Here is a 12,407-nt window from a genome sequence, read left to right on the forward strand (position 1 = left end):
GACCCGTACCACAGTGTGTCCGCGACGTCGCGGTTGCACTGGAAGTCGACTGTTGCTTTTTACTAGTGCCGCTTGTGGCAGCAAGTGCACCGACAACTAACGCATCATCAACCGGAGGTGCAACCGCAGGATTGGACTGACCCGGTGACGTACGCAGCAAGATACGCGATCTCCGATTCATCCTCTCGCTGGGCTCCGTGCCCAAGCCTGCACCAGGTCGTCCACTGACAAACGTGGGAAGTCAGGTTGGTACGTGCGAAACAGAGCATCATCAACTGTGTAATCAGCAGTCACCTGATACATCATCTCCACCTGTTCGTGTGCCGCGCGCGAGAATAGAGAGGCTGCTCGAATCATGCGTTGCCCGACTGGAGCCAGTCGCACTTGGCGCTCAATGCGATGCGAAAGCGCCTGTGCCAAGTCGTCCCCGCTGAATGCCTCTGCCGGAGGGAGAACGACCACGTCGTGCGATTGCAATCCAGAGCTCGCAGCAACGGCGAGCAGTCCGCGGCTCACCAGCCGTGGATCAGCATAGGAGTGCTGACACCGCGGATCACCGATCCACCGCAGGGAGTGACGGTTCTCGGAAAGCACTGCATGCAGGCCACTCCACGGAACAACGGTGACTTCGGCACCGGGGCCGATGAAGTCAGCCGACCGACACACCGTGATCTGCGCTCCCTGCGATCGCGCCCGCTGAAGTTCTTTGAACCCTTGCAGTCGAGCTCTACCTTTGGCGCTACAGGGCTCGAGCGGTGTGCGTTCGGTAAATGGAGTGCCGTGAGATCGACCGTAGACATAGAGATTGTCGAGCACGACAAACGGAATCTGAGAGTCCAACGCAGCGCGCGCTATCTCACGCATTAGCCGTGGCCAGTCACGGAGCCAGACCTTGGCGGAGTATGGCAACCCCAAGGTGACGACCGCCCGATCGCATGCCTTGAGGGCAGGGGCAAGTTCGTCGCCGGTGTACGCGCTGACTTGGCGGCCTTCGATTCTCTCTCTGCCTGCCAGACGAGGTGCAGATCGGGCAATCGCGACAGCGCGTTGCCCTGTGTGCAACAGCGCAGAGACAACGGCCGAGCCAATCTGTCCAGTGGCGCCGATCACAGCAGTAGTCATGGTCACAGTGTAACGATGTACTCCTCGCCACATCCTGCTGAACCCCACGACTCCCCACAGAAACCTCCGCACAGGCAAAGAAAAGAGAGACCGACAACGCCTTCAGCGTCGCGCCGCCCGCATGCCGTTGGCGATGATCACCACCTCAGCCAGCTCATGAATGAGCACCACTTGCGCGAGCCCGAGCACCCCGCACAGCGCCAGGGGCATCAAGCCTGCGATCACGCACAGCGCCATCACGAGGTTTGTCGTCATGATGCGGCGTGCCCGTTTCGCATGCTGCAATGCCGGCGGAATCAATCGCAGGTCGTCGCCGACAAAAGTCACCTCTGCCGACTCGATCGCCGCAGCCGAGCCGTGCGCGCCAATGGCAATGCCCACAGTTGCCGTAGCGAGTGCCGGTGCATCGTTGATTCCGTCGCCAATCATCGCGGTGGGCTGCTCCGCGCTGAGCCGCCTGACGCAGTCGGCCTTCTGCACCGGCAACAGCTCGGCCTGAACATGATCGATGCCGACCTCGGCCGCGATGGCGTCGGCCGTTCGCACACGGTCTCCGGTCAGCATCACCGACGCGACCCGTTGCGCACTGAGCATGCCGACCGCCTCCGCGGCTTCCGGGCGCACCTGATCGCGCAGCCCGATCAACCCAAGCATCTGTTGCACACCATTCGCATCAGCCAGTGCGACTGCGACCACGCTCATTCCGCGCACAGCGAGTTCTTCAGCGGGCTGCTGCATTGCCGCTGAGCGATCGACCCAGTCGACATTCCCGACGCAGACTTGTCGTCCATCGATCATGCCGGATACTCCTTGCCCGGGCACCTCGGTCATATCGGCGACGCGCTCACCAGCTGCTTCACCCCTCGCTTCGGCATCGAACCCTTCGTCTTCCGCAGCATGCAGGATGCCCCGAGCGAGCGGATGCGCACTGCCCACCTCGAGCAGCGCCGCCAGTCGCACCACCTCGGCTTCGTCACCATTGGCGGCAACGACGACAACGACCTCCGGTCGCCCCACGGTGAGCGTGCCGGTCTTATCGAAGGCAACCCGACGCACGCTGCCCAGACGTTCGAATGCAGCCCCGGATTTGATCACCATGCCGCCGCGAGTGGCAGCGCCGATAGCGCTGATCACCGTGACCGGCACGGCAATCGCCAGCGCACAGGGTGAAGCCGCCACCAACACCACCAAGGCGCGCTCGATCCATGTCGACCAGTCGCCGTTCACCGCACCGATCAGCGCGACCCCGAGCGCGAGCATGAGCACCCCGGGCACCAATGGCGCGGCAATCCGATCTGCCAGCCGAGCCCGACGCCCCTGGGTGATGCGGGCATCCTGAACCAGCGCCACAATGCGCGTCAGCGAGTTGTCGCGACCACTCGCCGTTGCCTCGATCTGCAGCACCCCGGTCGTGTTGATGCATCCGGCAAGCACCGCCTCCCCGGGGGCCACCGTCACCCGAAGTGACTCACCGGTGACGGCGGAGACATCCAGGCTCGAATGCCCCAGTCGCACGTGACCATCCGTGGGAATACGCTCACCGGCGGCCACCATCAGCAGATCGCCGGCCTTCACATCAGTCACCTTCAGGCTCTGCCAGCGTCCGTCTCGGCGCACCTGTGCAGTTCTCGGAATCAACGACAGCAGCGCGCCCAACCCATCTTCCGCATGGTCAATGGCACGGTCTTCCAAGGCCTCGGCCATCGAGTACAAGAAGGCCAGCGCCGCGGCCTCAAGCACATACCCGAGGCACACAGCTCCCACGGCAGCAATGGTCATCAGCAGCCCGACGCCGAGCCTGCCGCGGCCCAAACGGGTCAGCGCACCCGGCACAAAGGTCGACGCTCCGCAGATCAGCGCCGCCCAGAGCAATGCGTGGGCCGCCCACGACGGAGGCGTTGAGGCGTCACCCACGATCAGACAAGTAAGCCAGCCCGCAAGCAGCAGCACACCGCTGGTGATGGCTCTGTTCAGTTCAGAGGGCATCGTCGCTGCCACAGCTCGCGCAACAACCGGGCACAGTGCAGCCGGCATCGCGGCACGGCTCGCCCTCATCGACAGCGAGCGTCACCTCAAGCAGGCTTTCCAGCGCTGCAGCGAGATGCGCATCGGAGATCTCATAGCGCGTTCGCCGCCCCTCTGGCTGCGCAATCACCAACCCGCATCCGCGCAGACAGCCCAAGTGGTTCGACACATTCGGCCGGGTGAGTTCGAGCGTTTGGGCAATCTCAGCGGGGTAGGCGGGCCCGTCAAGCAGGGCAAGCAGGATGCGCGCCCGGGTCGGATCAGACATCGCACGCCCCAGTCGACTCATCACGTCGAGACGCGAAGCAATATTCAGCATGTGGTGAATAGTACACTCACTGCTGAATTATTTACAGAACTACCGCACAGTATCTGGGTCAGCACCAACCCGCTCACCGGTGTCGAGTGCAGCGATGCGCTGCAGATCGCGCTCGGTCAGTTCGAACCCGAAGACGTCGATGTTCTGCGCAATGCGCTGCTCATGCGTCGACTTCGGGATCACGACGAGCCCATTCTGCAGGTGCCAGCGAATCACGACCTGTGCCGGGCTGACGCTGTGCTCTGCAGCGATTTCTGCGATGGTCTCGTTGGCCAGCACCGTGTTGGGTCGGCTGTTCTTGCCCCAGCCCGAGTTGCCGGTGCCGCCCAGCGGGCTCCACGATTCGACGGCGATGCCGTGCTCGAGCGCATGCTGGCGAAGCGGCAGCTGCTGAAAGTGCGGGTGCAGCTCGACCTGGTCGATCGCTGGCGCCACGCTGTGCTCGGCCAGCACCAGATCGAGATGGCGGATGGTCGCGTTGCTCAGCCCGATGGCTCGCGCTCGACCCTCGCTGTGCAGCTGCTCAAGTGCATGCCACGTCGCCAAGAACTCGGCGTCATCACCGAGTGGCCAGTGGATCAGGTACAGATCGACGTAATCGGTGCCCAAACGCTGCAGGCTCTCGTCGAAGGCTGCGAGGGCACGATCGCGCCCATGGTCGGCATTCCACAGCTTCGTCGTCAGAAAGATCTCTTCGCGAGGCACGCCCGAGGTAGCGATGCCGCGGCCGACGCCTTCTTCGTTGCCGTAGATCTTGGCAGTGTCGATGTGTCGGTACCCTGCCTCGTCGATCGCGAAGCGCACCAGGCGCTCAGCATCGTCGTCGGGGGTCTGCCATACGCCGAGCCCCAGTTGGGGGATCGAAGTGCCGGAGTTCAGTGCAATGGTGGGTACGTCTGTCATACCCACCACGTTAGCGGCCCAGACGCCGCAGATGTGGGGCTGCACCCAAGTATTGCTGCAGGAGGGCCGTATCATCACTGCTCAGGCGCATGGGCCGCCCATTCTGTGGGTCAACAAGCACCAATCCGTTCAGACCATGTGCGCAGACAACGGCAGGATCGCCATCCACCGTTTGACGAATCTCGAAACCGAGCTCGAAATCAGCCGCACCCACTCTGGTCACCCACAGCCGCACGAGCACCGACTCGAGTCGCAGTCGAATCGGATGTCGATATTCGATGGCTTGTCCGGTCAGAAACACCTGTGGCATATCGGGTTCGACATGCTGCAGCTGGGGGAGATGGTGCTCGCCGTAGCGGGCCTGCGCAAAGAAACTCACCCGCGCCTGTTCAACCAGCGCCAGCGTGGCGACGTTGTTGACATGGCCGTAGACGTCGACATCGCTCCAGCGCAGCTGGATGGGCACATCGAGGTACGACATCAGTCTTCTGCCAGCGTGACCTCGGTCGGGTGCAGCACCCGGCGCAGAAACTCGCGCGTGCGTGGATGCTGCGGGGTGTCGATCACCTGGGCCGCGGGGCCCTGTTCGACGATGACCCCACCGTCCATGAATGCGACGTGATCAGCGACTTCGCGGGCGAAGGCCATCTCGTGGGTGACCACGAGCATGGTCATGCCAGCGTCGGCCAGTTCGCGCATCACGGCGAGCACATCGCCGACGAGTTCGGGATCGAGCGCGCTGGTGGGCTCGTCAAAGAGCATCAGCTGTGGGTCGACGCTCAAGGCCCGGGCAATTGCCACGCGCTGCTGCTGGCCACCCGAGAGCTGGTGCGGGTACGAGTCTTCTTTCTCGGCCAAGCCGACCTTGCGCAGGTTTATGCGCGCTTTGGCCTCGGCCTCTTCTGCACTACGCCCGAGCACCTTGAGCTGAGCGATGGTGCAGTTCTCGAGCACAGTCAGGTGGGGAAACAGGTTGAACTGCTGAAACACCAGACCGATGCGGCGACGCACCTCATCGATGTCGACGTCGGGGTCGGTCAGTTCTGCACCGTCGACGGTGATTGTGCCCTCGTCAGGGGTCTCGAGCAGGTTCACGCAGCGCAGCACGGTCGATTTGCCCGAACCGCTCGGTCCGATCAAACAGACCACCTGGCCGGGCTCGACCTCAAGGTCGATGCCGCGAAGCACGTGATTGTCGCCGAAAGACTTGGTCACCCCATGGATGCTGATTGCGCTCATTTCGCCGCCTTGCTCTTGGCTTTGGTTCGGGTGGTGGAGAACTCGAACCGCTTGGCCAAATAGCTCAGCGGCACGGTGATCACCAAGTAGCAGGCGCCAGCAACCACGAGGGGAGTGAGGCCGGCATCGGCGCCGCTGAGAGCCTGACGCCCGAACTTGGAGAGTTCGTATTGGCTGATGGTCAGCCCCAGCAGATACACCAGTGAAGTATCTTTGGTGAGCAGAATCAGCTCGTTGGTGAGCGGCGGCAGCACCAGGCGAAACGCCTGAGGAAAGATGATCGACACCAGAGCACGCCCCTTGGACATGCCGAGCGAGCGCGCGGCCTCAAGCTGCCCCGGGGGCACCGCCTGCAGGCCTGCACGCAGCGTTTCAGAGATGTATGCGGCCGACACCATGCCGAGAGAGAGCATCACGGTGACGTAGATGTTCAAGTTGACCTGGAATGCCGTGGGAATGCCGTAGCCGAACGCGATGAACACCAGCAGTGCGGGCAAGCCGCGAAACAGCTCGACGTAGACCGTCGAGATCCAGCGGTATGGCGCCACCGACGACAGGCGCATGAAAGCGAGCAGTGTGCCGCCGACAAGCCCGAACCAGAACGACAGCAGGGTGTAGATCACCGTGTTCAGCAGCGCCGTGGTGATGACCTCGGGAAACTGCGCCGCGGCGATGGCCGGGTTGAAGAAGGTCGTGGCCACTTTGGGCCAGTCGGTGACCACGGCGAGCACGAGCACCACGGCGATCAACACGGCGTATTGCACGCCACGAATCACCTGCGCTCGGCGCCGGGGGCTGCTGAGGAGTCTGGAGCTGCTCAAAATCGGCTGCTTTCTCTGCCGGACAGACGGGGCTGGCGCGCCACACAGTGCGCACGCCAGCCCAGTCTAGTCGCGCTGGTCGCGGATCAGTCGTTGTTCGCGCCCCACTTCGACAGGATGCTGTCGAGCGTGCCGTCGGACTTGATGCGGTCGAGGGTGCTGTTGACCGAATCGAGGAGGTCGGTGTTGCCCTTGCGAATCGCGATGCCGTACTGCTCGTTGGTCTCGATGGTGTCGACCTGCTTGAGGTCGGGGTACTTGGCCAGGTGCTCCTTGGCGGGCGCGATCTGGTCGATCAGCACGTCGGCGGTGCCATTCTCGACCTGCTGTGCAGCGAGGGCGGCGTCTTCGAGGCCTGAGGCATTCCAGCCGTTGGCCTCGGCCAGATCTTCACCAGTGGTGCCCTGCTGCACCACGATCTTGTACTGACCGTCGGTGGCCTGTGCCGTGCTCGTGATGCCCGAGTCAGCACGGGCGACAACGGCGAGGTTGTCTGAGAAGTAGGGCTCAGAGAAGTCCATCTTGGTGGCGCGCTCATCGGTAATGGTGATAGCACTGATCGCGATGTCGCACTTCTTCGCGTCAAGATCGGCACCCGACTGCAGACCCTCAAAGCCGGAGTTCACGTGCTCGAGCTCAACGTTGAGGTCTTTCGCGATCTCTGCGGCGATATCGGCGTCGATGCCGACGATCTTGCCGTCTTGGATGCTCTCGAACGGCGCGTACTGCGCCTCTGAGCAGGCGACGAGCTTGTCGCTGCTGATCAGTTTGTCATTGCCTGCGGTGCTGGTGCAGCCTCCCAAGGCGAGTGCGCCGACCGCAAGAATGCCCGCGGCCGTGCTCAGCTTGGAGAACGTGTTCATAATGCCTCATCTCATAGGGGTTACTTCGCGCCCGATCGTGGCTGGGCACGTTGCCCCATGCTAGTGCACCCTGTGTTTCATCTGTGTGAAACACGCGACGCTCAATCGGCAGAGACCACCTGCCAGAGCTGCCGATACGCCTGTGCAGCCTCACTGCGGGGCGCGTAGGCACCGACCGCCTGACGTCGCAGGCCCATCTGCTCGACAACCGACGCCGATGGCACCACAATCGGTCGAATACTCGCATCGAGGTCGGGCAGATCAGCAATAGCCTGAGCCTGAGCCCAGCGGCGTCGATCGGCCAGCGAGAAGAAGCCCACGATCTTCGCCCCGGAGTTGTTCTCGCCGACCAGTTCGTGCACCTGATCGATGCTGCGCAGAGACAGCGCAGCTGGCACCAAGGGAGTTACCACAGTGTCGGCGGCCGTGATCACGGCGCGAGCCAGCAGCGAGGCTCCGGGAGGGGCATCCAGAATCACCACGTCGTAGTCGTCGGTCACCGCATCGAGCAGTCGGCGCAGACGCTTGCGCGACTTGGGCACGTCATCGAGGCTGGCCTCAAGTTCACGATATGAGTCATCGGCGGGCAGCACGTCAAGCCGCTCGACATCGGTGCGACGGATGGCCTTCTTGATAGAGGTATCGCCGTGCACCAAGGCCTCAGCACCGCCTTTGAGCTTGGGGCGCACCGACAGCAGATAGGTCGTGGCGCCCTGGGGATCAAGATCCCACAGCAGCACACGCTGAGTCTGCGCCCCCTGCCAGGCGAGATTGACCGCGGTGGTGGTCTTGCCAACCCCACCCTTGGTGCTGAACACGGCGATGGTTCTCATGTCGACAGACTAATGGATGGCCGTGTCGCGAAGGTGAACAGCGTTAGGCTGCGCGGGCGGTCACCGAGGTCATCGGCGCAGCAGCCGTGCTGGTGCCTGCGTTGAGCGACTCGTGGTTGGCCTTCTCGGTCACGTCGAAGGTCTCGCGGTATCGACCGAACAGCAGCTGCATCTGGGCGGCCATAGCGCTCAGCGAGTTGAAGAGCAGGCCGATGGCGGGATAGAGCACCCACTGGGCGATCATGCCGAATGAGCGGCTGTTGCCGTAGCGGCGCGGACGTTCGGGAAGCATGTTGTAGCCAAACCAGATCATCAGCAGGATGCCGAACATGGCGACTTGCTGCATCTGCCCAATGACGTAGGGCAGATCGAGCACGAGGCTGTCCATGAACGACAGTCGCAGACTCATCACAAACGGCACCCAGGCGCCGAACGCGATCAAGGGCGCGATGCACGCGAGGCTGACATGACTGTCGAGCAGCTGAGCGAAGCGCCGCAGCGAGCCCCAGAACGGGGCCGGGTTGTCGCGCGAGAACACCCGCTGAGCGACGAACGGCACGTCAGAGGCCCCATAGGCCCAACGGCGCAGCTGCTTGAACTGCGCGGTGAGGGTACGCGTGTAAGACTCGGTGAGCACGGCATCTTGGTAGATCGGCACATGAATGCTGATCACCTTGTAGTCGCCATTGAAGTGGAAGTAGCTGCGCCAGTACTGGTGACCGTCTTCAACGATGGTGCGCACGCTCCAGAAATCCATCTCGACCAGCGCCGACATGGGCTGGGCATGCGAGGCGAAGTTGCGCAGTGACATGGGGCGCATCGAGCTGATGATGTTCCAGAACGAATTGGCATTGGCGATGACGCGACTGGGGGCCGGAGCATCCCAGATATTGCCCAAGAACAGCGAGATGGGCTGGAACGACATGCGCTTGCGATTCGGATGCACGATGTACTCGTAGGTGACGTTGTCGAAGTATGCCGGATGCGGCACGTTATCGCAGTCGAGCGTGGTAACGATCACGCGGTCGTAGTCGATGCCGCGCTCGTCGAGCAAAGCCTGCAGATGACGGCCAGCGTGAGTGATGTTGCTGCCCTTACCAGGCAGCTCGTTCGGCAGATCGGCGGGGTGACGCACCAGCTCAAAGTGGCCGAACTCGCTGCCGAACTCACGCTGCAGCCGACGAGCCGTCTGCTCAATACCGGCGCCACCGCGCTCTTCGTATGCGAACAGCACGATCATGTGCTTCGGGTCGTAGGTGGTGCGAGTCAGCGCGCGGAGGGTCGGAGTGATGACTTCGTATGCTTCGTTATAGGCCGAGATGATCACCGCGTTGAACAGCTCAGAAGGCTTCGGATACTGGTCAGGCGCACGGCTGATGCGAGCTAGGTTGTCACGATGGCGCGAGAGCTGATAGGCCTTGGGTGCCTCTGTGACGCGAGCCTGGTAAGGATGCTCGAGCTGTGCCAGCCGAGCAGCCCAGTCAACATCTTGGGCACGTTCGAGCGCACTGTTGCCGGCAACGATTTCAACGGCTGAGCGAAGGGCACGAAGCATCATGAGCGCGACGAGCGCCAGCAATGCATAGGCTGCCCAAGTCGGCTGCACGAACGACAGCACGACGAGGCCCACTAGCGTGCCGAGGCTGGCAAGACCCGGCAGCATCTCGAAGAAGCGATAGCCGGAAGTGCGGTTGCCCAGCGGCAGCTCGTTGTTCATCGCGAGATCCTCTCATCGTGCCCAGTTTTAGGCTCACCCCATACAATCGCGGCAGTGTCAAGGCATCAAGCAGGTTTGGTAACGAATCGGCAACATTCACGTTCGGCAGCGATTCCGGGCACTCTGTCCTAGACTGGCGGCATGCCTCGTCTGTCCACCCGTGTGCTGCTGAGCTGTGCCGCGATCAGCATTGTTACCGGCGTTCTCTTCGTTCTCACTGGCGCATTGCACGCTGTTGTCATCGCGACGGTGCCTTGGCTTTATGGCGCACTCATCGGCCTGTATTTTCTGCCCGGAGCCATTGCCCAAGGGCTCTTCCGCCTACCCGGCGTTGCCGTTGTCACAATTCTCTTCGCCGCTGTGCTCACCGCGCTCTCACCGGTCATGTCGCTTGGTTGGGCGGTATTCGGCCCAATGGCGCTGATCGGGGTGCTTCAAGAGCTGCCGTACGCAGTCTTCGCCTATCGACGACGCACCCGGCGCGTCGCCCTGATCGGCGCCACTGCGTCGGGGCTGCTGCTCGGTGGCGTGTTTGCCTACATTTTCGAGTTCTCCCATGGGCAGATCGTCCTCGCTGCGCTGCAGCTGGTGGCGACAACCGTCAGCGTCGTACTCTTCTCTTGGCTGGGTTGGTTCATCGCCGACAGACTGCGCGCGGCTGGCGTGGGCGCATCGGGCAGATGATGAATCGAGGCATGATCACCTGCGCGGCGACAGTGCGACAGCCGCGCAGGTCTGCGGTGTCGCAAGGGGGAGTGAAGATGCAGAATTCGTTATTGGTGCAGCCCTGCCGTTTTCGGGGTGTGCTGGCAGCGTTCGTCGTACTCTGCACCGCGTGGGTGCTCGTTGGCTGTGCTTCTGTGAGCTCCGGAGCCACGTCTGAGGCGGTACACGTCGAAGCCGACCTGAGCGTGGCTCCGTCGGCGGCCTTCGACACGCCGCTCGAAGTCTCCGATATGCAGCGCACAGTCATCACCCGCGGTCGCGGTGATGCGCTTCGTGACAACGACACCATCAGCATGAAGTCGATGGTCTACCGCGCCTCTGACGGGTCTGCAGTTTCAAGTGGCGATCAGTGGCGGTACGCCTATCCGGTGTCACTCAATGACGCCGAACCGGGCATCCGCTCCGTGGTCTCGGGTCTGCCTAGCGGAAGCCGCGTCGTGGTCACCGCCACAGCCGAACAGTTCTTCGGCGACGATCGTCCGATCGATGACCTGCAGCCTAAGGAAGGCGTCGTCGTGGTGATGGATGTCTCTGCGTACCCGGCGAAGGATCGTACCACGGTGGCCACGCTCACCGACGATGAGATGCCCGAGGTCACCTTTGACGGTGCTCGCCCGGTGCTCGTTGCACCGTCATTGCAGACGGCCCCGCCAGCGCAGACGGTCTCTCGTACGCTGAGCAATGGTACGGGTGATGCACTGACCGCAGATGACACGGTCACCTTTCGTGCATTGACCGCAGCGTGGGGCGACGGCGGCATCGTTGGCGACGACTTCGCCAGCGGAGCCTCTTCTCGACGTCTGGCTGATCTGCCAGCGGGTCTGCAACAGGCTCTCAGCACAGCTCATGTCGGAGACACCCTTGAGGTGGTGGTGCCGCCATCGGAGGGGCCCGGCGACAGTCTTTCCGAACAGCTGCGTCACGAGACGCTGGTCTTCGTCATCACCATCGACTCCGTGTCACTCGGAGAGTGACACATCTACCTCAGGAGCAGCCATGACCGCACTGTCCGATCTGATCGCAGCAGCAGACCAGCTGTGGCCCGCCGCACTGGCCGAGCCGTGGGATCGTCCAGGGTTGGCCGTCGGCGACCCCAATTCGCGCGTGACGCATGTGCATCTGGCCCTCGACGTCACGGACGCGACGCTCGCCGAGGCCGCCAACTTCGGAGCAGATGTGCTCTTCACTCATCACCCCACGCTCTTTCGCCCGGCGGCAGAGGTGACTACAGTCAGCTGGCCCGGTCGGCTGGTCTACCGTGCTGTTCAGCACGGCATCGCCCTCTTTTCAGCTCACACCAATGCAGACAGTGCCGCCGGTGGTGTCAACGATGTGCTCGCCGGGCTCATCGGCATCTCTGAGCCGACACCGCTCGTGCCCAACGACGATGACCCACGCGTAGGGCTGGGGCGGGTGGGGCCGCTTTCTCCCCCCACCGCACTTGGTCAGCTCGCCGCCGACATTGCACGAGCACTGCCGTCGACGGCCTCGCAGGTACGTGTTGCCGGCGACTTTGATGAACTCGTGCACACCGTTGCCGTATGCAGCGGTGCAGGAGACTCGCTGCTCGACGAACCCGCCGCACGGGCGGCCGACGTCTACGTCAGTGCCGATCTGCGCCATCACGTGAGCATCGATGCCCGAGCTCGTGGTCAGCGAGGCCTGATCAACCTCTCGCACTGGGCCAGCGAGTGGGTCTGGCTTCCTGTCGCAGCAGACCAGCTGCGCCACGCAGTGCCTGGCATCGAAGTCACTGTGAGCGATCTGCGCACCGACCCCTGGGACTTCGCCATCGCGCAGTGAGCCGCGCGGCCATCCCACTGCACCAAGGGCTACAAT

At 62.9% G+C, this 12,407-nt stretch carries 13 protein-coding genes; 3 read left to right on the plus strand and 10 right to left on the minus strand.

Annotated features, from left to right (window positions below; translation table 11 throughout):
* Positions 1 to 177: 177 nt before the first annotated feature.
* From G557_RS14445 to G557_RS12285, 10 genes are all read right to left on the minus strand, one after another.
* Positions 178 to 1,155, minus strand: coding sequence for an NAD-dependent epimerase/dehydratase family protein (locus tag G557_RS14445; protein ID WP_084627060.1), 978 nt, complete (start codon positions 1,153 to 1,155; stop codon positions 178 to 180).
* A 69-nt stretch (positions 1,156 to 1,224) separates the two neighbouring features.
* Positions 1,225 to 3,108 carry a heavy metal translocating P-type ATPase gene (locus G557_RS12280; RefSeq protein ID WP_051224820.1) on the minus strand — a complete coding sequence of 628 codons (1,884 nt, stop codon included), beginning with the start codon at positions 3,106 to 3,108 and terminating at the stop codon, positions 1,225 to 1,227.
* Positions 3,098 to 3,466, minus strand: a complete 369-nt coding sequence (gene cmtR / locus G557_RS0107145) for a Cd(II)/Pb(II)-sensing metalloregulatory transcriptional regulator CmtR (RefSeq protein WP_028245509.1) — start codon at positions 3,464 to 3,466, stop codon at positions 3,098 to 3,100. The genes G557_RS12280 and cmtR overlap by 11 nt, the downstream gene beginning before the upstream one ends.
* 39 nt (positions 3,467 to 3,505) lie before the next feature.
* On the minus strand, positions 3,506 to 4,369 hold the full coding sequence (locus tag G557_RS0107150; protein ID WP_028245510.1) for an aldo/keto reductase: 864 nt from the start codon (positions 4,367 to 4,369) through the stop codon (positions 3,506 to 3,508).
* A 10-nt stretch (positions 4,370 to 4,379) separates the two neighbouring features.
* A complete protein-coding gene (locus G557_RS0107155; RefSeq protein WP_028245511.1) occupies positions 4,380 to 4,850 on the minus strand; it encodes an acyl-CoA thioesterase in 471 nt (156 codons plus the stop codon).
* Complete coding sequence (locus G557_RS0107160) at positions 4,850 to 5,608, minus strand: amino acid ABC transporter ATP-binding protein (RefSeq protein ID WP_028245512.1); 759 nt, start codon at positions 5,606 to 5,608, stop codon at positions 4,850 to 4,852. Before G557_RS0107160 ends, G557_RS0107155 begins: the two co-directional genes overlap by 1 nt.
* Complete coding sequence (locus tag G557_RS0107165) at positions 5,605 to 6,429, minus strand: amino acid ABC transporter permease (RefSeq protein ID WP_028245513.1); 825 nt, start codon at positions 6,427 to 6,429, stop codon at positions 5,605 to 5,607. The genes G557_RS0107160 and G557_RS0107165 overlap by 4 nt, the downstream gene beginning before the upstream one ends.
* An 86-nt stretch (positions 6,430 to 6,515) precedes the next feature.
* Complete coding sequence (locus G557_RS0107170) at positions 6,516 to 7,292, minus strand: ABC transporter substrate-binding protein (RefSeq protein ID WP_051224822.1); 777 nt, start codon at positions 7,290 to 7,292, stop codon at positions 6,516 to 6,518.
* Positions 7,293 to 7,393: 101 nt separating this feature from the next.
* Positions 7,394 to 8,125: a ParA family protein gene (locus tag G557_RS0107175; protein WP_028245515.1), complete on the minus strand. Its 732-nt coding sequence runs from the start codon at positions 8,123 to 8,125 to the stop codon at positions 7,394 to 7,396.
* A gap of 43 nt (positions 8,126 to 8,168) precedes the next feature.
* A complete protein-coding gene (locus G557_RS12285; RefSeq protein ID WP_156877128.1) occupies positions 8,169 to 9,842 on the minus strand; it encodes a glycosyltransferase family 2 protein in 1,674 nt (557 codons plus the stop codon).
* Between the two features lie 141 nt (positions 9,843 to 9,983).
* Here G557_RS12285 and G557_RS13430 point away from each other — a divergent pair, with 141 nt between their 5' ends.
* The 3 genes from G557_RS13430 (at position 9,984) to G557_RS0107195 (ending at position 12,371) form a co-directional block, all read left to right on the plus strand.
* Complete coding sequence (locus G557_RS13430; RefSeq protein WP_051224824.1) at positions 9,984 to 10,526, plus strand: ECF transporter S component; 543 nt, start codon at positions 9,984 to 9,986, stop codon at positions 10,524 to 10,526.
* A 77-nt stretch (positions 10,527 to 10,603) separates the two neighbouring features.
* Entirely contained in the window at positions 10,604 to 11,542 is a 939-nt protein-coding gene (locus G557_RS0107190; protein ID WP_169337761.1) for an FKBP-type peptidyl-prolyl cis-trans isomerase, read from the plus strand.
* A gap of 22 nt (positions 11,543 to 11,564) precedes the next feature.
* Complete coding sequence (locus G557_RS0107195) at positions 11,565 to 12,371, plus strand: Nif3-like dinuclear metal center hexameric protein (protein WP_028245517.1); 807 nt, start codon at positions 11,565 to 11,567, stop codon at positions 12,369 to 12,371.
* The last annotated feature ends 36 nt before the right edge of the window (positions 12,372 to 12,407 follow it).

It is taken from the genome of Pseudoclavibacter soli DSM 23366 (assembly GCF_000423505.1).
In the GTDB taxonomy this organism is placed as follows: Bacteria; Actinomycetota; Actinomycetes; order Actinomycetales; family Microbacteriaceae; genus Pseudoclavibacter_A; species Pseudoclavibacter_A soli.